The organism is Lutibacter sp. TH_r2 (genome assembly GCF_033101135.1).
Lineage (GTDB): Bacteria > Bacteroidota > Bacteroidia > Flavobacteriales > Flavobacteriaceae > Lutibacter.
The window spans coordinates 157985-178901 of the sequence record NZ_JAWMPV010000003.1 but is presented as its reverse complement, the minus strand read 5'-3'; the positions used below and the strand labels follow the sequence as shown (position 1 = coordinate 178901).

The window sequence follows — 20917 nt, the reverse complement described above, 5'->3', positions numbered from 1 at the left end:
TTAAATGTTTTATAATTCTTATCAGATTATTTTTATTAACAAAATACAAATTATCATTATATAATAAAGTTTAACCTATATGATTATCAAGTATTTGAATTTTTTGTAAATTTATTAAACGAAAATTAAGGATTGTAACAATTATTACTGATTTTAAAACCCTAACAATAGTCATGTTTTGTACTATTTATTTGCCTTACTTTTACGTGGTTAACCAATTGTAGTTTTTTAATACATGGAAAAGTTAGATTTAAATGCATATAAAAATGGAGATCGGAAAGTGATAACTCATGAAGGAGTTGTCGCTAAAATAAGTGCTGAAATAGTGACAGTAGCACTTACAGGAAATGTGCATTGTGAAGCTTGCAACGCTAAAGGTGCTTGTGGAGTTTCAGAAGGAAATACAAAAGAAATAGAAGTTTTAAATGATGGTAAATATCAATTAAATGAGCCAGTAAATGTTGTTCTTCAAAAAGAATTAGGTTTAAAAGCTGTTTTTTGGGCGTATGTATTACCATTTATATTAGTGCTTTCTGTACTAATTATAGCATCAAGTTTTTTAAAAGAATGGGTGGCAGGCTTATTAGCTATGGCCATTTTAGTACCATATTATTTAATGCTTTACGTGTTACAGAACACGTTTAAAAAAGCATTTAGAGTATCAATATTTAAATTTAATTAATAATGACAGATTCAGTTTTATATAGTGTTTTGTTGCTGGTTTCATTAGGAGTTGTTGCGGCAGTTGTACTATATATAGTTTCAAAGAAGTTTTATGTGTATGAAAATCCTTTAATAGGAGAGGTTGATGAAATACTTCCGGGTGCAAATTGCGCTGGATGTGGTTCACCAGGTTGTAGGTCGTTTGCTGAAAAATTAGTAAGCACAGAGGATATTTCAGAATTATTTTGTCCTGTAGGAGGAAATGAAGTTATGAAACAAGTTGCTGCTCTTTTAGGAAAAGAAGTAGCAGAAAAAGATCCAACAGTAGCAGTTTTACGTTGCCAAGGAGGTTGTGATGTTAGACCGAAAACAACAGAGTATCAAGGTCCAAGATCTTGTGCAATTTCTTCATTAGTTTATGGAGGAGAAACAGATTGCCAATACGGTTGTTTGGGAGACGGAGATTGTGTTGCCGTTTGTGATTTTGACGCCATGTATATGGACGAAAACACAGGTTTACCAGTAATTATTACTGATAAATGTACTTCATGTGGTGCTTGTGTAAAAGCGTGTCCAAGAGATATTATTGAAATGCGTCCAAGAAATAAGCGCGATTTAAAAGTATTTGTAGGTTGTTTAAATGAAGATAAAGGTGGAATAGCAAAAAGATCTTGTGATGTTGCTTGTATTGGTTGTGGAAAATGTGAAGATGTTTGTCCGAAAGATGCCATTACAATGAACAATAATTTAGCATATATAGATCCTGCTTTGTGTACACTATGTAGAAAATGTGTTGACGTTTGTCCTACGCATTCAATTATAGAAACCAATTTTCCTCCTAGAAAACCTAAAAAAGAACCCGTAAAAAAGCCAGTAGCTAAAAAAGTTGTTGAAAAACCAGCAGTAGAAAAAGTAGCAGTGGTAAAAGAAAAAATAACAGTTGCAACAAAAGTTGAACCTGAAAACCCAAAAACAGATGCTTAAAACATTTCCGAAAGGAGGAATACATCCTCCTGAAAATAAAATAACATCAGGTAAGGAAATTAAAAGAATGCCTGTGCCAAAAGTAGTGTATGTTCCTATAGCGCAGCATATTGGAATACCTTCAGAAATAATTGTTGACCGTAAAGATAAAGTTCAAAAAGGTCAGGTTATTGCTAAAACAAGTGGATTTGTATCCTCAAACATTCATTCACCAGTTGCAGGAACTGTAACTAAATTAGATATGATTGTGGATAGTAGTGGTTACAAAAAACAATGTATTGTAATTAGAACTGATCAAAAAGATGAATCTAATTTTGAAGTAAAGGAATATCCACTAATTAAAGAAATAACCTTATCTCAAAAAGATATTCTTCAACATGTAATAGATTCAGGTATAGTTGGTTTAGGTGGAGCAACATTTCCATCTCATGTAAAATTAGACCTTAAAAATGACAATCATGTAGATTGTTTACTTATTAATGGTGTAGAATGTGAACCGTATTTAACTGCCGATCATAGATTAATGATGGAAAAGGCAGACGAAATAATTGTTGGTATTCAAATTTTAATGCATGCGTTGCACATTAAAAAAGCAGTTATTGGAATTGAAAATAATAAAAAAGATGCTATTAAAGTATTGAAGGAAGCTTCAAAAGAGAATGATGGAATTCAGGTAGCAGCTTTACAAGTAAAATACCCGCAAGGAAGCGAAAAACAATTAATAAAAGCAATACTTAAAAGAGAAGTTCCAAAAGGTGGTTTACCAATGGATGTTGGTGTTATTGTGCACAATGTTGGAACTATATTTGCAATTTATCAAGCTGTTCAATACAACGAGCCTTTAACAGAACGAGTTGTAACTGTAACTGGTAAAAAAATTGAAGATGCTTCAAATTTCTGGGTAAAAATAGGAACTCCAATTAAAGATTTAGTTGATGAGGTTGGAGGTTTACCTGAAGGAACCAGAAAAATAGTAAATGGTGGCCCAATGATGGGAAAAGCCATTAAAAATTTAGATGTTCCGGTTACCAAAGGAACTTCTGGAATATTAGTGATAGATCAAAACGAAGCAAGTAGAGGAGAAGCAAAAAATTGTATCCGTTGTGGGGAATGTGTTGATGTTTGCCCAATGGGATTAGAACCTCATTTGTTAATGAATCTATCAGAAAAAGGAATGTATGAAAGAGCTTCAAACGAAGATATTATGACGTGTATAGAATGTGGCTCTTGTAGCTATGTTTGTCCTTCACATCGTCCTTTATTAGACTACATTCGATTTGGTAAAAGTATTGTTAAAAAATTACAAACCGCTAAAAATTAGTATGAGCGCACAAACTATTATTGTATCAGCGTCACCTCACGTACATTCAGACAGAACATCAAAAAAACTAATGTACGATGTAGTGATAGCATTAATTCCTGCTTTTTTAGTATCACTTTATGTGTTTGGAATTGGTGCCTTTGTAGTTACTGCAGCAGCAGTAATTTCATGTTTATTATTTGAATATTTAATTCAAAAGTTTTTATTAAAATCTGAAGTTACTATTGGTGACGGATCAGCTTTAATTACAGGTATACTATTAGCCTTTAATCTACCATCAGGTATTCCAATTTGGATGATTATTGTTGGAAGTTTATTTGCAATTGGAGTTGGAAAATTATCATTTGGAGGTTTAGGTTTTAATATATTTAATCCGGCATTGGTTGGGCGTGTTTTCTTATTGATTTCATTTCCAGTACAAATGACAACTTGGCCAACAGCTGTAGAAAATCAAACAGCGTTAGCAGATGCCGTTACAGGAGCAACACCTTTAGGAGTAATTAAAGAAGGTTTAATGTTAGGAGAAACAATGACTGAAATTGGATCTAAAATTCCTTCAGCAATGGAAATGTTATTAGGAATTACAGGTGGTTCTATTGGAGAAATGTCCGCACTAGCCTTATTAATTGGAGGAGTATATCTAATAGTAAGAAAAGTAATTACTTGGCATATACCAGTTACGGTATTAGTTACAATGGCAGTTATGACAGGTGTTTTTTGGTTAGTAAACCCAGAACATTATGCAAACCCTATGATACATATTTTATCTGGTGGAGCTATTTTAGGAGCTTTTTATATGGCAACTGATTTAGTAACAAGCCCAATGACGAAGAAAGGAATGGTAATATTTGCTATAGGTATTGGAGTTATAACGGTAGTAATTAGGTTGTTTGGAGCATATCCAGAAGGAGTTTCATTTGCAATTATAATAATGAATGCATTTGTACCACTAATTAACACTTATTTTAAACCTAGACGATTTGGGTCTCAAATCAAATCTAAAATTGTGTAATCATGGCTAAAAAGAAAGATACATTTATAAATATGGTAGTCTCATTATTTGTGATAACCATAGTAGCAGGTTTATCGTTAGGATTTGTTAACGAATTAACCGTTGGACCAATTAAACAAGGTAAAATAGAACGTAAAATTAATGCTTTAAGGTTAGTGGTGCCAGAATTTGATAACAATCCAGTTGAAGAAGTAAAAATGATAAAATCTGATTTAGCTAAAGATAGTGTAGAAATATATGTAGCTACTAAAACAGGTGAAAATGTTGGTACCGCAGTAATAGGTTCTTCGGAAAAAGGATTTAGTGGTTTAGTGAAATTAATGATTGGGTTTAAACCAGATGGAAGTATTCAAAATATTGAAGTTTTAGAACAAAAAGAAACTCCAGGTTTAGGAACTAAAATGAAGGACGATAAATTTATTGAACAATTTCGAGGAAAAAACCCTTCAACCTTTAATTTAAAACCTAAAAAGGATCAAGGTGAAGTTGATGCGTTAACGGGAGCTACTATTTCAACAAGAGCATTTAGTGAAGCAACCCAAATGGCGTACGATATTTTTGTGAAAGAAAGTTCAACTTCTCAATCTAAAACCGAATAGTAATGGCAGAGTCAATCAATCAAAAAGAAAATTTTTTAAAAGGAATTATAAAAGAAAATCCAATTTTTGTAATGCTATTAGGTATGTGCCCTACGTTGGGAGTTACTTCATCTGCATTCAATGGGTTAGGTATGGGTATTGCAACTATGTTTGTATTATTAATGTCTAACATAGTAGTTTCATTAGTAAAATCGCAAATACCAAGTAAAGTTAGAATACCAGCTTTTATTATTATTATAGCATCGTTTGTAACTATTGTAGAAATGGTGTTAGAAGCATTTGTTCCGTTTTTGTACGAACAATTAGGGATTTTTATTCCATTAATTGTAGTTAACTGTTTAATATTAGGTAGAGCAGAAGCATTTGCAAGTAAAAATAATGTTTGGTCTTCTATTTTAGATGCTTTAGGTATGGGATTAGGATTTACTATTGCTTTAACAATTTTAGGTTCAGTACGTGAAATTTTAGGAAGTGGAAGTATTTTCGATTTTAAATTTGTTGCTGAAAACGCAAACACATTTATCTTATTTATTTTACCTCCAGGAGCATTTATAGCCTTGGCATATTTAACCGTATTTTTCAACAAAATTTCAACAAAAAAAGCTTAAGAGATGGAATACATTATTATATTAATTGGAGCGGTATTTGTTAACAACATTGTATTATCGCAATTTTTAGGAATTTGTCCTTTTTTAGGAGTTTCTAGTAAAGTATCAACATCAGTTGGTATGGCTGGAGCAGTATTATTTGTAATGACAATTGCAACTTTAGCAACTTATATGTTACATGAATTTATTTTAGTACCAGCAGGTTTAGAATATTTAAGAACCATTACGTTTATTTTAGTAATTGCCGCTTTGGTACAGATGGTTGAAATTATTTTGAAAAAAGTGAGCCCACCATTATATCAAGCATTAGGAGTTTTCTTACCATTAATTACAACTAACTGTGCAGTTTTAGGTGTTGCTATTTTAGCTTTAGGAATGGAGAATGCAAGTTTAATAAAAGCTGTTTTCTTTGCAATTGCAAATTCAATTGGATTTGGATTGGCATTAATAATATTTGCAAGCCTTCGAGAACATTTAGAATTAGCAGATTTACCTAAAGGAATGAAAGGTGTGCCAATTAATTTGTTGGCAGCAGGTTTATTATCTTTAGCATTTTTAGGATTTACTGGTTTAGTGTAATCAAATAAAAATATAAATAGTTGAAAAGCCGTTATTTATTACAAATAATGGCTTTTTTATTTTAGAAGGTTTACATTTGATTAAAATATTCAAAAAATACTGAAAAAGAGCGTTTTATTATAAAAAATCGCATTATATTTGCGCACTCAAAATTAATAATCAAGGTCGAGAACCTTAAAATTTAAAAAGATGCCAGTAAAAATTAGATTACAAAGACACGGTAAAAAAGGAAAACCATTCTATTGGATTGTTGCAGCAGATGTAAGATCAAAAAGAGATGGTAAGTATTTAGAAAAAATTGGATCGTACAATCCAAATGTTAACCCTGCAGATATCGAATTAGATGTTGATTTAGCTGTAGATTGGTTACAAAATGGTGCACAACCAACTGATACGGCAAAAGCAATTTTATCTTATAAAGGAGCAATGCTAAAAAACCATTTAGTAGGTGGAGTTAGAAAAGGAGCCTTAACTGAAGAGCAAGCAGAAGAAAAATTCAAAGCTTGGTTAACAGAAAAAGAAGCTAAAATTCAAGCTAAAAAAGATGGTTTATCTCAAGCAGATGCTGATGCTAAAGCTAAAATTTTAGAAGCTGAAGTAAAAGTTAATGAAGAGCGTGAAGCTGCTGCTCAAAAAGCAGAAAACGATGCTATTAAAGCTGCTGCAGATGCAAAAGCTGCTGAAGCTGCTGCTAACGCAGAACCAACTGAAGAAGAAGCTGCTAAAAGTATTGACGATGTTCAAGCGGAAGCTAGCGAAGAAGGAAAAGCAGAGTAATTTTAGTTCGATAGATGCGTAAAGAAGATTGTTTTTATTTAGGCAAAATCGTACGAAAACATAGCTTTAGAGGTGAACTTGTAGCTAAATTAGATACAGACGAACCTGAATTATATAAAAATTTGGAATCAGTATTTGTTGAATTAAACAACAATCTGGTTCCATTTTTTATGGAAAAAACATTGCTACAAAAAGGAAACCAATTACGTATTCAATTTGAAGATGTATCTTCTGAAGAAGAAGCTGAAGAATTACTAGGAGCAGGCTTATATCTTCCACTAGAGTTTCTTCCAAAACTAAAAGGAAATAAGTTTTATTTTCATGAAATTATTGGTTTTGATATAGAGGATGTTAATTTTGGATATATTGGTGAAATAGTTGGAGTTAATGATAGTTCTGCACAACCATTATTTGAAATAAATTCGAATGGTAAAGAGGTTTTTATTCCTATGATTGACGATTTTATTAAAGAAGTAAATCGATCTAAAAAAACAATTACCGTTGAAGCTCCTGAAGGTTTAATAAACCTATATCTAGATAACTAAATTAGAGAGGTGGCCGAGTGGTCGAAGGCGCGCGCCTGGAAAGTGCGTATACGCCAAAAGCGTATCGAGGGTTCGAATCCCTTCCTCTCTGCTAGAAGAAACACAAATTGAATCAAAACACAGCAAACCATTGGTTTTACTGGGTTTTGAATTTTAGGAGTTAACAGATAAATTGATTTAAACACATTAGATAGGTCAACAAATCGGTCAACAAATAAAAAAAGTAAATTTGTTGACCGATTTGTTGCTGTAGCTACTATAAATACTGATAATTTGTATTTATAAATAATGTATATTCAATAAGTAGTTTGTAATGAATTTGATAGGATTTGGTCAACAAATCTTATAGATTTGTAACCAGGGCAAATATCCATAGTTGATTTGACTTTCGTCTTATAAAAAGTTTAACTTAAAAAAGACGTAACTATGAAAACCCAAAACACTTTTTCAATCCTATTCTGGATAAATGCTTCACGTGCAAAAAATAATGAAGCAGACCTTTTCGCTAGAATTACTGTAAATCAAAAGCGAGTTAATATTAGCCTGAAAAGAAAAGTTTCCATTGAATCTTGGGATAAATCTAAATCTCGATTGAAAGGGAACGGTCAAGAGGCTAGAGCTCTCAATAATTATATTGATCAAACACAAGCAGCAATATTTAAAGCGTATCAGGATTTAGTTTCTGAAAATAAATTAATCACTTCACAAGTTATTAAAGCGCGTTATTTAGGAATTGACCAACAACATTACTCACTTCAAAATATTATTGATTACCACAATACAAATTTTGCTCACAAGCTACACAAAGCCACTCTAGGTCTTTATAAAACTACACAAGGTTATTTAATGGAATTCGTATTAAAGGAGTATAAAACCACTGATATTTATTTGAGAGAACTAAATTATTCGTTTCTAGTTCAATTTGATAATTTCTTAAGGGGGTATAAACTTTCAAGAAATAAGAAAAGAATTGGAAACAATACCATTATTAAACATATGCAGCGATTAAGAAAAATGGTTACAATGGCCTTTCATATGGAATGGATTGAAAGAGACCCTTTTGTAAAATATAAGCCTTCATTTATCAAGAAGGAACGTGAATTTTTATCGAAGAAAGAACTTGAAAGCATTCAAGATTATAGTACAGATATTGAAAGATTAAATTTAGTAAAGGATCTATTCATTTTTAGTAGTTATACAGGAATTGCCTATGTAGATATTATGAAACTTACAAAGGATAATATTGTTTTGGGTATTGATGGGGGTAAATGGATAATAACTAAAAGACAAAAAACTAACACCCCAGTAAAAGTTCCAATTCTTGATCCGGTTCAAAGCTTGATTAAGAAGTACAAAAATAATGAAAGAGCAGCTGTAAATGGTACCATATTTCCATCTCTGTCTAATCAAAAATTGAATAGTTATTTAAAAGAAATTGCAGATGCTTGTAAAATTAAAAAGAACCTAACATTCCATATGGCACGACATACATTTGCAACTACAGTAACATTAACAAATGGAGTTCCAATCGAAACAGTTTCGAAAATTCTAGGGCATACAAAAATTGCAACAACACAAATTTATGCACGTGTTATTGAAAGAAAAGTTAGTGATGATATGAATGCTTTGAAAACACTATTAAATAATAAATCAAAGCAAAATTCAGAAGAAATTCAGAGTAAATCAAGTAGTTAACTATTATTTGGGTTTTTTTATTATTTTTAGGCGGCTAAAAAAATTGAAAAACCCATTATGAAAAGAATTAACCCAACCTTTAATAGGTATAAAAAATCTATTCTATTAATTGAAAAATCGAACTTAAGGGACATAACAGTTTTAAAACAAGGTATTACACTATCAAGAGAATGTTTAAATGAATTTAGCAGTCTAGTAAGGTCTAAAAAATTTACTTCAAAAAAAGAAGAAATTACCTTTTTTAAATACCAAAAACCGTATGTAGAAGGGAGACTTCAGTACTTTAAATGGTTACACAATTATTTACTTGAAAAACCAATTTCTGGTAACTCAAAACAACAGAAGTACATTAGCAATGAACTTAACAAGTTAGATAGAAGAAAATGGAAACAGTTGGAATTTGTAAAGTATTATAGGTTAAAAGAAAATAAACTAGATCACCTTTATTTTTTAAGAGATATTGAGCAGTTAGATTTATTTGTGGATAGATCACATCATTTTAAAGACCCAGAATTTACAACCAGTCACGATTACCTTGTATCTAAAATTATTGCACACGATTTATTAATTAAATTCTTTACTAAAGAGTTAGAAATTCTTAAAAATAAGAAATCAAATGCAGTAGTTATCGAAGAGGTTAAACCCGCAATTTTAAAAGATTTAAATTGGACAGGAACTAAAACAGATTTGGTTGAATTAATTTTCGCTTTAAAAGAATCAGGCGTTTTAAGAAATGGAAGAGCAGAACTTAAAAAAATAAAAAATGTAATTGAGCTACTTTTTGAAATTGAATTAGGTAATATTTATAAAATTTTTGAGCAGATTAAAGCTAGAGAGAAAGATCAAACAAAATTTTTAGATTCTTTAAAAATAGGACTCATTAATAGAATTGAATCATAATATATTTCATCACTTAACTATCTGTTTTCTAGTTGCCTATATTTTTATAATGTTATAAAATAAATAGGACTACCTAACGACTACCTAAAATTAAAAAAAGAGGCGTTTTTTATTAAAAAAGCGTCTTTTTTCATTGATAAACATACCTTTTTTTTGAAATTGAATTCTTTGTAATTCTAAATTCTAACTTTTTAAAAAATATAAAATTTTTAAAGTATTGATATTTAGTGAGTTGACATTTTTAAAATGTTAAATTTTTTAGGTACTACCTAATGACTACCTAAAGATTCTCAATAAAACTATTCAGCTTTGTAGCACGAAAGTCAAATCGCTATAAACAATTATTAATTTAAAAAATGCTGAATCAATGCCAACACAAATTATTACCACAGATGATTTAAGAGAGTTTAAAATTGAATTATTAGATGACATTAAAAGTCTACTTCAAAAAACGACTGCTGTACCACAAAAAAAATATTTAAAATCAAATGAGTTGATGGAGCTGTTAAAAGTAAGCCCAGGAACACTTCAAACATTACGAATCAATGGAACACTGCCATACACAAAAATTGGTGGTATCATTTTTTACGATGCAGAAGAAATTGAAAAAGTGATGAAAGAAAACAGTGTTCATAACAAATTTTAATTCTAACGTCATTCTGAACTTGTTTCAGAATCTCATCATAATTAACCTATGAATTACATAAAACATCTCAACGGTATCTTTCATCAATTTTCAAAAGATACACGTTTGAATCCAACACATATAAGTCTGTATGTTGCATTATTTCAATTTTGGAATTTTAGTCGATTTCCAGATGAATTTTATATAAACAGAGAAGAAGTAATGAAGTTTTCTAAAATAGGTTCAAATACAACATATCACCGCTGTATTAAAGAGTTAAGCCATTGGAAATATATTCTTTACAAACCTTCTCATAATCCGTTTAAAGGCAGCAAAGTGAAGTTGTTTAATTTCAGTACAAGTGATAAGCAAGAGTTGTATTTAGACTCTACCATAAATGGACAAGCACTGGTATCTAATATAAACATTAATAAACATAATATAAACAATAACAAACCTCTCTCTATAAAAGAGGTTTTAAATTTTTTCAAAAAAAAGAATTGGTCAGAAAATGAAGCTGAAAAATTCTTCAACTATTACGAATCTGTAGGTTGGAAAAAAGGAAACACTCCAATTGAAAATTGGCAGGCAGCTGCAGAAAGCTGGATGCTAAAAACTGATGATTTTAAAATATCAACACGAAAAAAATCAAAAACAAATCAAAACACAGATTTGCCACTTGACCAAAATCAAGACAACCTCCATACCAACCAAAATAAAAACTACAACGAACCACTTTAGCTCGTCATTCTGAACTTGTTTCAGAATCTCATCAATCGAACCAAAATTATTATGAAACCACAACCACACATAAAAATTGAAGGAACCTCAAAATTCCAAATAGGAGAAATAAAAAACAACACCGTTCATTACGATTTCGAAAAAATAAAAACCTACCTCAACATCAAAGGCCATTTGTTATTTGGAAAAAACTTCAAAATCCACAAAGAAGACGAACCACTATTGTTCAAACTATGCAATTACTTTATCCAGGATCATTACAGCTGTGCACAAATGGGGATAGATACTAATAAAGGGTTATTACTATCTGGTCCAGTAGGCTGTGGAAAAACAAGTTTAATGAAATTATTGCTGCATTTAGCACCACATAAAACAAGCTATGAAATTATTCCAACCAGGAATATTGTTTTTAATTTCAATGCAAAAGGCTATGATGTTTTAGAAAAGTACAACCAAAACCAAAACTATTGTTTTGACGATTTAGGGGTAGAACCAACAGGAAGCCATTACGCAAAAGAGTGTAATGTTATGGGAGAAATTCTATTATCTAGATATGATTTATTTATAAATAATAGTTTGGTTGTTGAGCGGAGTCGAAGCATAACTCACATCACCACAAACCTCAACGCTCAAGAAATTGAAAAACGATACGGAAACCGAGTAAGAAGCCGAATGCGTGCAATGTTCAATCTTATCAGCTTTGATGAATGTTCAATAGATAAAAGGAAATAAAAACCCCATCTTAAAAGATGGGGAAAATTGCTATGAAAAAGATTAGGTCTATGAAAACCTAACAATTCAAATGTAACGATTATTAGTCTAAATAAACTTCTTAAATGTAACTTTAACAATGCTTGCATAGAATTAGTTAAATAATATTTCAAAATAAGTAATTTCATTAATTTTAGTTGAAAACCATCTAAAATGAAACTTTATTTATAATTGTCTACAACTAATCATTTCCCTGAATTTGATTACTATCACTAGAATTGCTGAAAATTATGACAAAATATGTTTTTTCAACCTTAAGTTATTTGCACAAGCATTGCATCAAATTATTTATATATTTGCATCAGTGAAAATAATAGCAGCTATATTATCAATTTATATCTTTGCACTTAATTTAGTGCCTTGTCAAGATTCTAACTCATCTAATGAGGAAGTGAAAGTAGAAATATCACAAGCTACGGATGACAATCATCAACATCAAGATGGTGATTTTTGTTCGCCTTTTTGCAGTTGTCAATGTTGCCAAATTAGTTTTACAAATTACAATGTAATGGATTATGCTGTTTTCAGTCCAGTTACTACTACAGAAGAAATTCATTTTTCATATAGGTTGGAAAAAGACTACCATCCTACCATCCTACAACCACCGCAAGTTTAATTCAGTTTTTATAGGATAATTATATCCTCAAAAGAACCATAAAAGGTCTTTTATCATTTTGATATTTAGCTTTAATAGTGGCTAATATCAAATAGTTTAACTGAATTAATACATTTTTTATGATTAATAAAATCATTGATTTCTCAATCAATAACAAATTCATTATTGGTTTGCTTACGCTCACCATAATAGGAGCAGGTGTTTGGAGTATAACCAAAGTACCCATTGATGCCGTTCCAGACATTACAAACAATCAAGTACAAGTAATTACACAATCCCCAAATTTAGGAACAGAAGATATTGAACAAATAATCACCTATCCTGTGGAGGTTGCAATGAGTAACCTTCCAAATGTTGAAGAAATTCGTTCAATTTCACGTTTTGGTTTATCAGTTGTTACCATTGTATTTGATGATGATATGGGAACATATCTTCCTCGTCAATTAGTAGCAGAAAAACTAAATGAAGTAAAAGAACAAATTCCTGAAGGTTTTGGGGAACCTTCAATGGGGCCTATTTCAACAGGATTAGGAGAAATATATCAATATACACTAAAAGTAAAACCAGAGTTTAAGGATAAGTATTCAATTTCCGATTTAAGAACAATGCAAGATTGGATAGTACAACGCCAAATGGCAATGGTTGATGGTGTTGTAGAAGTAAATGCAGTAGGAGGCAAAATAAAACAATACGAAGTAGCTGTTGACCCTAACGATTTAAAGTCAATAGGCTTAACTATTTCTGATGTATTTGAAGCTCTTGAAGCAAACAACCAAAATACTGGTGGTGCTTATATCGAAAAAAATCATCAAGCTAATTTTATTCGTGGTGAAGGATTGGTGCGTAGTTTAGAAGATATTAAAAAGATTACGGTAAAAACTGTTAATAATATTCCTGTTACTATTAATGATATTGCAACAGTACAATTCGGTGCTGCAATTCGTTATGGTGCTTTAACACAAGATGGTGAAGGCGAAGTTGTAGGTGGTTTGGTAATGATGCTCAAAGGAGCTAATTCCAATGATGTAATAGACAATGTAAAGGAAAGAATGGAACTAATTCAAGAATCCTTGCCTGAAGGTGTAGTTATTGAACCGCTTTTAGATAGAAGCAAATTAATAGGCGAAACTACTTCTACAGTATCAAACAACTTAATAGAAGGTGCATTAATTGTAATTTTTGTATTAATCTTCTTGTTGGGTAATTGGCGTGGGGGTTTAATCGTAGCTTCAACCATTCCATTGTCTTTATTATTTGCATTTATCTTGATGAATGTTTTTGATGTTTGGGCTAACTTAATGAGTTTAGGAGCAATCGACTTTGGAATTATTGTGGATGGCGCTGTTATTATAGTTGAAACTACAGTGTTTTTAATCGCATCACAAGTACTTAAAAAGAAAAAGCTATCCTCAAAAGAACGTGATAGTATGGCATCTTCAGCATCTAAAAAAATGATGAATGCAGCGTTTTTTGGTCAGTTAATCATCCTTATAGTATTTCTACCAATTTTAGCGTTACAAGGTATAGAAGGTAAAATGTTCAAACCAATGGCGTTAACCTTTATTTTTGCTATGATTGGCGCAATGTTACTTTGCCTAACCTATGTACCAATGATGTCTGCTTTAATTTTAAGAGTGCCCAAATCAGATAAAAAATCATATGGTGATAAATTTGTGCATTGGGTAGAAAACAAATACCAACCATTATTAGAAAAAGCCTTGAAAAAAGGAAAACTTATAATGGGTATTGCTATAGGACTATTTGCAGTTGCTGTTTTTATGTTTACCCGAATGGGTGGTGAATTTATTCCACAACTCGATGAAGGAGATATTGCATTTCACGCTATTCTAAAACCAGGTAGTTCACTTACAGAAACTATTGAAACTACCACTAAAATAGAGCAAATTGTAAAATCAAAATTTCCAGAGGTAGATAAAATTGTAAGTCGTATTGGTGTTGCTGAAATACCAACAGACCCAATGCCAATGGATTTAGCTGATGTATTTGTAATTCTGAAACCTAAAAGCGAATGGACTACAGCTGAATCAAAAGATGAATTAATAGAGAAAATGAAAGAAGCGGTTGAAATCGTTCCTGGTGTAAATTATGAGTTTACCCAACCTATCGAAATGCGTTTTAATGAATTGCTCGAAGGTGTTAGAGAGGACATTGCAATTAAACTCTATGGCGAAGACATTCACATCCTATCTCAAAAAGCTGAAGAAATAGCTAAAATTATTGCAGGTACTGAAGGTATTGGCGATATGAAAGCAGAAGCTACTACAGGTTTACCACAAATGACCATTGTTTATAATAGAAATAAGTTAGCACAATATGGGCTTCAAATAAACAACCTCAACAAAATGGTTCAATCAGCATTTGCAGGAGGAAACGCAGGTGTAATTTTTGAAGGTGAGAAACGTTTTGATTTGGTAGTACGGCTGAACGCTCAAAACCGAAAAGATATAACCGATGTTCAAAATTTGTTTATCAATTTGCCATCTGGTGCTCAAATTCCACTGCGTGAAGTTGCTGAAATATCCTATAAAGCAGGACCTATGCAAATAAGCAGAGATAATACAAACAGAAGAACCTATGTAGGTATTAATGTAAGAGGTCGTGATGTAAAATCACTAGTTACAGAATTAAAATCAAAATTAGATGCAGAACTTGAATTACCTTCGGGTTATTTTATTCGTTATGGTGGTGCTTTCGAAAATCTAGAACGCGCCAGTAATCGTTTACAAACAGTTGTACCTATTGCATTATTTCTTATTTTTATTTTAATATACTTTGCACTAAAATCCTTACCGCAAACATTAATGATTTACATCGCAATTCCAATGGCAACCATTGGTGGTGTTGTAGCTTTATGGTTACGAGATATGCCTTTTAGCATTTCAGCAGGTGTAGGTTTTATTGTTCTATTTGGTGTTGCTGTTTTAAATGGTTTAGTAATGGTAAGCGGTTTAAATGAATTAAAAGATGAAGGCGTGACCAATTTAAAAGATAGAATTTTAGAAGGTACAAAAAGAAGAATCAGACCTATTATGTTAACAGCATTTACAGATGTTTTAGGTTTCCTACCTATGGCTGTTTCAGCATCAGCCGGCGCAGAAGTACAACGTCCATTAGCAACAGTGGTTATTGGTGGTTTGTTAACTTCTACACTACTAACTTTATTTGTACTGCCTATATTATACCATTGGGTAGAAAGTAAATCTTTTAAGTTTAAACTGAATAAAAAGGCAGTAATAGCTACAGCTTTATTGGTATTTACATTAGCCATTCCAACACAGGTAATTTCACAAGAGAAAATAGATACGCTTCCCAAAATTTCTTTAAACGAAGCTGTTAAATTATCGAAATCAAACTATCCTCTTTTAAAACAAAAGCAATTAGAAATTTCAAAACAAGAACAACTAAAAAGCACTGCTTATGATTTTGGAACAACTGATATTTTTACGGGTGGCGAAGAATTAAACAGCAGTTCTGGAATCTACACAACCATTGGGTTAGGTCAATCTGACATAGACATATTTGGGATAGGTGCAAAAAAACGATTACAGGAACAACGTATTCAATTAGCACAAAAAGCCTATCAATTATCTGAAATGGATTTAGAATTAGAAGTTAAAAAAGCTTGGGCATACTGTTACCAAATGAAAAAAAAATACAATCTTTTTACAGAATTAGATTCAATTTATTCCAACTTTGAACAAGCAGTAGCTTTAAACTATGAAGTAGAGGCGATTTCAAAATTAGAGTATTCGGCAGCTAAAAACCAAGCATTACAAGTGCAAAGTAAAAAAGCACAAGCATATAGTGATTATTTAATTGCATTACAGCAATTAAATCTATGGTTAATTTCAGAAGACTTCTATACCGTTTCAGATGAGTTGGACGTTAATTTGGAAACTAATGAGACTTTTCAAATTGAACAACACCCTTTATATAGCATATCACAAAATAAAGTAAGCGAAGCAGAAGCAAATTACAAAGCTGCTAAAACAAATAATTTACCTAAATTTAATCTACAAGGTAGTAATCAAAAAATTGATGGAAATTCAGGATTTTATAGCTATCAAGCTGGTATTTCAATTCCGTTCTTATCTGGCACTAACAAAGCGCAAATAAAAACAACTAAAATAGATAAAGAAATTGCTGAAACAAATCTGCAATTCAAAAAAAGGGAAGTACAATCGAAATATGTACAAGCACACGAGAATTATAAAAAATGGAAAGCTACTTGGGAATTTTATAAAGATAAAGTACTAATAGTAACAAAAGAACAGAAATCGGGTGCTTTATTAGCATATAAAGAAGGGGAAATTGATTATACGTCATTTACACAATTGATAAAAGAAGCTATTCAATCTGAATTGGAATCCCAAACCGCATTAATCAATTATTTACAAAGTACATTTCAATTACAATATTTTAATCAATAAGACAATGAAAAATAGATTATATAAAATCCTAACTATAGCAATAATAGTCGTTTTTATTGCAGCCTGTGGCAATAAAGAAAAACACAACGAAAATGATGGTGATTCACATAATGAAGAGCCTAAAACTGAAGCAAACCAAGAACACCACGATGAGGAAGAAGTAATGCTCTCTCAACAACAGTTTGAAGCACTTAAAATGAAAATAGATACACTCGCATTACGCAATATGAGTGGCTATATTGAAGTGAATGGTTCATTGGAGGTACCTCCACAAAACGAAGCTGCAATTACTTCTGTAGTAGGTGCTAATGTAGTATCGATAAAGGTAATTGAAGGAGATAAAGTTAATAAAGGTCAAGTAGTAGCTTACCTTTCACATCCAAATATTATAAAGCTCCAAACAGATTACTTAAATGCTTATAGTAATAGTGTTTTTCAAAAAAAGAATTATGAACGTCAACAAAAGTTATATGATGCTGGTGTGGGCTCTGGTGCTAATTTCCAAAAGGCAGAGGCAGAATACAATGCTTCAAAAGCAATGGTAAATGGTTTAGCAGCACAATTAAAAATATTAAACGTCAATGCAACTTCTGTCCGTAACGGAACTATTGCGCAACAAATCGCATTGCGTAGCCCAATTGAAGGCTTTGTGCAAAAGGTAGAGGTGAAAATTGGCCAATATGTTGAACCACAAACCGAATTATTTGAAATTGTAAATACACTTCACGTTCACGCAGATTTTATGGTTTTTGAAAAAGATGTATATAAAGTAAAAAAAGGACAAAAAGTTAGCTTTATGGTACAATCAATTCCCGATACAGAATTAACAGCAACCATATATTCAGTAGGAAAAACCTTTGAAGACAACCCTAAAGCAGTTCACCTCCACGCAGAAATAGAAAATAAAATAGGAAACTTAATTCCAGGAATGTATATTCAAGGTAAAATACAAGTTAAAAGTGCCCAAACAAAAGCATTACCTGAAAGTGCTGTAATCAATGATGGAGATAAATTTTATGTTTTTTCAGTAGAAAAAGAAAATAACAAATGGAGCTTTAAACCTATCGAAGTAATTATAGGTGAAAAAAGTGATAATTGGGTGTCAATTAAATTTGCCGAAGAAATAGAAGCAAAAACAAAATTTGCTTATAATAACGCCTACTACCTCATTGCTGAAATGATGAAAGGGGAAGCAGGTCACGAACATTAATTATGGAAACAATAGAACAAGTATTAGAATCAAAAAACATACGCATTACTGCAATGCGTATGTTAATTTATAAGTTCCTAGTTGAGAAAGAGATAGCGGTAACATTGAGTGATATTGAAAATGCTTTTGAAAAAGCAGATAGAACTACCTTGTACAGAACTATTAAAACTTTTGAAGAAAAGGATATTGTGCATCAAATAGACGATGGCACAGGGATAACAAAATATGCGTTATGCGAAAAGGGATGTAATTGTGATATAAAAACCGATTTACACTTACATTTCCATTGTAACAATTGCAATGAAACCATTTGCCTAACAGAACATAAAATACCGCAAATTAAAGTACCTGATGGTTTTGTGTCAGAGAATGTAAATTTGGTGGTAAAAGGTATTTGCGATAAGTGTAGTGGCTAATAATTGCACTTCCATTGCACTTACTATTAAAGTACATTTATCCAAAATTAGTGGATATGAAGTTTAATACTAAAATACCTAAACATCTTAAACAGGCGTATAACGAAGAATTAAAACTATACAGTTTCTGTTTAGAAAATAAGCATTTTGGCAATGCTTGGTATCATTTAGAACGCAGTCATATCATAGGGCAATCTTATCCAATAGAACATACCTATTCACATTGGTTAATGCTAAAATTTGGATTTAGACAAAAAGATACTAAAGAAGTAATAGGTCAAATAGTTAGGTTGTTTGTGGGTGGCTGGAAATCATTTATAAATCACGTTCCACTTGGTAATACAGGTGGAGCAAACGTGCCACCATTAAAACGGATGCCTATTCCCAATGACATTGAAAAATTATTAGATATTAAATGAAAAAAAAGAAAGTCAATTTAAGAGATTTAAAACCAAATTCAGAAGAACAACATTCTCACGATGATGGTCACGACCACGGAAATGGAAGTGCATTCAAAACATACATTCCTGCTATTATAAGTTTTGTTATGTTAATGGTAGGTATCGCTGTAGATTATTTTGATGCGATTCCTCAATTTGAAGGATGGATTAGAGTAGTTTGGTACACTTTAGCATATATTCCAGTTGGGTTTCCTGTAATTAAAGAAGGATGGAAAAGCCTTATAAAAGGCGATGTTTTTACCGAGTTCTTTTTGATGTCTATTGCCACAATTGGTGCGTTTATTATTGGTGAATATCCTGAAGGTGTTGCAGTAATGCTATTTTATGCAGTAGGAGAATTATTTCAAAACGCAGCAGTTAATAGAGCAAAAGGAAACATTAAAGCCTTATTGGATGTTAGACCAAAAGAAGCTAATGTATTTCGTGATGGTGATTATATAAGTGCGTCGCCAGAAGCTGTAAATATTGGCGAGAAAATACAAATTCGAGTAGGTGAAAAAATTCCATTGGATGGTATTTTATTATCCGAAAAAGCATCGTTAAATACAGCAGCTTTAACAGGAGAAAGCAAACCAGATTCTATTCAGAAAGATGCAAAGGTTTACGCAGGTAGTATCAATTTGGAAAGTGTTATTGAAGTTGAGGTAACCAACACCTTTGAAGATAGTTCTATTGCGAGAATATTAGACTTGGTTCAAAATGCTACAGCACGTAAATCTAAAACAGAATTATTTATTAGGCAGTTTGCTCGTATCTACACACCAATTGTTGTGTTTTTAGCTATTGGCGTAACTTTTATACCTTACTTTTTTGTAGATGATTATGTATTTCGAGATTGGTTATACAGAGCATTAATTTTCCTGGTAATATCTTGTCCTTGTGCGTTAGTGATTTCAATACCATTAGGTTATTTCGGTGGTTTGGGAGCAGCTTCCAAAAATGGAATATTATTTAAAGGTGCTTCATTTTTAGATGCAATGACCAAGATAAATACTTTGGTAATGGACAAAACAGGAACCGTTACCAAAGGTGTTTTTAAAATCAAAGAAGTAAAAGCAATCGGTTGGAATGAAACCGAATTTATGCGATACTTAATGGCGATGGAAGAGCAATCCACGCATCCAATTGCAAAAGCCATTTTAGAGTATAAAGCAGAAGGTGAAGATTATGAAGCTTCCGAAGTTTCTGAAATTGCAGGTAAAGGTTTAAAAGGCGTTGTTAATGATAAAACAGTTTTAGTAGGAAATAAAGCCTTAATGACTGCGAATAATATAAATGTTCCATCTGAAACGGAATCTATTGTAGAATCGATAGTATTAGTTGCAATCGATAATCAATTTGCAGGTTATGTAGTAATAGCAGATGAATTAAAAGAGGATGCAAAAGAAACTATTACAGCATTACACAAAGTAGGCATTAAAAATATTATGATGCTTTCTGGTGATAAAGATTCCATTACTCAACAAGTCGCTAAAGAACTAAATATTGAAAATGCTAAAGGTGGTTTATTACCAGAAGATAAGTTAAACGAAGTTGAAATTTTAAAGAAAAATCCTGAAAACAAAATAGCTTTTATAGGTGATGGTATAAACGACGCACCTGTTTTAGCAGCAAGTAACGTTGGTATTGCAATGGGTGGTTTAGGTAGTGATGTAGCTATTGAAACAGCAGATGTCATTATTCAAACAGACCAACCATCAAAAGTAGTGAGGGCTATTAGGATTAGTCGTTCTACACGTAAAATTGTTTGGCAGAATATCATTTTAGCATTTGGTGTTAAAGTTATTGTCTTGATTTTAGGAGCAGGTGGTTTAGCCACAATGTGGGAAGCTGTTTTTGCAGATGTAGGAGTAGCATTATTAGCAATTTTAAATGCAGTTCGATTACAACGAATGAGTTGGGATTAAGCAGATTAGTCAATTAAACTTCTGTTAAACAAAATC

General features: G+C 31.7%; 20 protein-coding genes and 1 tRNA gene. All 21 read left to right on the top strand.

The annotated features are described in order from the left end of the window. The first annotated feature begins 235 nt into the window (after positions 1 to 235). Entirely contained in the window at positions 236 to 682 is a 447-nt protein-coding gene (locus R3X25_RS10720) for a SoxR reducing system RseC family protein (protein ID WP_317674646.1), read from the top strand. Between the two features lie 2 nt (positions 683 to 684). Beyond that, a complete protein-coding gene (locus R3X25_RS10715) occupies positions 685 to 1647 on the top strand; it encodes a Fe-S cluster domain-containing protein (RefSeq protein ID WP_317674644.1) in 963 nt (320 codons plus the stop codon). Then, positions 1640 to 2968, top strand: a complete 1329-nt coding sequence (rsxC, locus tag R3X25_RS10710; RefSeq protein WP_317674642.1) for an electron transport complex subunit RsxC — start codon at positions 1640 to 1642, stop codon at positions 2966 to 2968. Before R3X25_RS10715 ends, rsxC begins: the two co-directional genes overlap by 8 nt. A 1-nt stretch (position 2969) precedes the next feature. After that, the gene (locus R3X25_RS10705) at positions 2970 to 3980 is read left to right on the top strand and encodes an RnfABCDGE type electron transport complex subunit D (protein WP_317674641.1); all 1011 of its coding nucleotides are present in this window, start codon (positions 2970 to 2972) and stop codon (positions 3978 to 3980) included. Between the two features lie 2 nt (positions 3981 to 3982). Beyond that, complete coding sequence (locus R3X25_RS10700; protein WP_317674639.1) at positions 3983 to 4579, top strand: RnfABCDGE type electron transport complex subunit G; 597 nt, start codon at positions 3983 to 3985, stop codon at positions 4577 to 4579. Positions 4580 to 4581: 2 nt separating this feature from the next. Beyond that, positions 4582 to 5187, top strand: a complete 606-nt coding sequence (locus tag R3X25_RS10695; protein ID WP_317674637.1) for an electron transport complex subunit E — start codon at positions 4582 to 4584, stop codon at positions 5185 to 5187. Between the two features lie 3 nt (positions 5188 to 5190). Beyond that, complete coding sequence (locus R3X25_RS10690; protein WP_317674635.1) at positions 5191 to 5766, top strand: electron transport complex protein RnfA; 576 nt, start codon at positions 5191 to 5193, stop codon at positions 5764 to 5766. Positions 5767 to 5955: 189 nt separating this feature from the next. Continuing rightward, complete coding sequence (locus tag R3X25_RS10685; protein ID WP_317674633.1) at positions 5956 to 6543, top strand: 30S ribosomal protein S16; 588 nt, start codon at positions 5956 to 5958, stop codon at positions 6541 to 6543. A 14-nt stretch (positions 6544 to 6557) separates the two neighbouring features. Beyond that, complete coding sequence (gene rimM, locus R3X25_RS10680; protein ID WP_317674631.1) at positions 6558 to 7088, top strand: ribosome maturation factor RimM; 531 nt, start codon at positions 6558 to 6560, stop codon at positions 7086 to 7088. Positions 7089 to 7091: 3 nt separating this feature from the next. After that, positions 7092 to 7179, top strand: a tRNA-Ser gene (locus tag R3X25_RS10675). A 335-nt stretch (positions 7180 to 7514) separates the two neighbouring features. Then, positions 7515 to 8783, top strand: a complete 1269-nt coding sequence (locus R3X25_RS10670; protein ID WP_317674629.1) for a site-specific integrase — start codon at positions 7515 to 7517, stop codon at positions 8781 to 8783. 57 nt (positions 8784 to 8840) lie between these two features. Further along, a complete protein-coding gene (locus R3X25_RS10665; RefSeq protein WP_317674627.1) occupies positions 8841 to 9683 on the top strand; it encodes an RteC domain-containing protein in 843 nt (280 codons plus the stop codon). 367 nt (positions 9684 to 10050) lie between these two features. Next, a complete protein-coding gene (locus R3X25_RS10660; protein WP_317674625.1) occupies positions 10051 to 10329 on the top strand; it encodes a helix-turn-helix domain-containing protein in 279 nt (92 codons plus the stop codon). A gap of 48 nt (positions 10330 to 10377) precedes the next feature. After that, positions 10378 to 11049, top strand: a complete 672-nt coding sequence (locus R3X25_RS10655; protein WP_317674623.1) for a hypothetical protein — start codon at positions 10378 to 10380, stop codon at positions 11047 to 11049. A 51-nt stretch (positions 11050 to 11100) separates the two neighbouring features. Then, positions 11101 to 11781 carry an ATPase gene (locus R3X25_RS10650; RefSeq protein WP_317674621.1) on the top strand — a complete coding sequence of 227 codons (681 nt, stop codon included), beginning with the start codon at positions 11101 to 11103 and terminating at the stop codon, positions 11779 to 11781. Between the two features lie 238 nt (positions 11782 to 12019). Continuing rightward, entirely contained in the window at positions 12020 to 12436 is a 417-nt protein-coding gene (locus R3X25_RS10645; protein ID WP_317674619.1) for a DUF6660 family protein, read from the top strand. 119 nt (positions 12437 to 12555) lie between these two features. After that, positions 12556 to 16887: a CusA/CzcA family heavy metal efflux RND transporter gene (locus R3X25_RS10640; protein ID WP_317674617.1), complete on the top strand. Its 4332-nt coding sequence runs from the start codon at positions 12556 to 12558 to the stop codon at positions 16885 to 16887. A 4-nt stretch (positions 16888 to 16891) separates the two neighbouring features. Continuing rightward, positions 16892 to 18097 (top strand): efflux RND transporter periplasmic adaptor subunit, encoded by a 1206-nt coding sequence (locus tag R3X25_RS10635; RefSeq protein WP_317674615.1) that lies wholly within the window; start codon positions 16892 to 16894, stop codon positions 18095 to 18097. 2 nt (positions 18098 to 18099) lie between these two features. Continuing rightward, positions 18100 to 18513, top strand: a complete 414-nt coding sequence (locus R3X25_RS10630; RefSeq protein ID WP_317674613.1) for a Fur family transcriptional regulator — start codon at positions 18100 to 18102, stop codon at positions 18511 to 18513. A 56-nt stretch (positions 18514 to 18569) separates the two neighbouring features. Continuing rightward, positions 18570 to 18932: a DUF3703 domain-containing protein gene (locus R3X25_RS10625; protein WP_079738442.1), complete on the top strand. Its 363-nt coding sequence runs from the start codon at positions 18570 to 18572 to the stop codon at positions 18930 to 18932. After that, positions 18929 to 20881, top strand: a complete 1953-nt coding sequence (locus tag R3X25_RS10620) for a heavy metal translocating P-type ATPase (RefSeq protein ID WP_260096178.1) — start codon at positions 18929 to 18931, stop codon at positions 20879 to 20881. Before R3X25_RS10625 ends, R3X25_RS10620 begins: the two co-directional genes overlap by 4 nt. Positions 20882 to 20917: the final 36 nt, after the last annotated feature.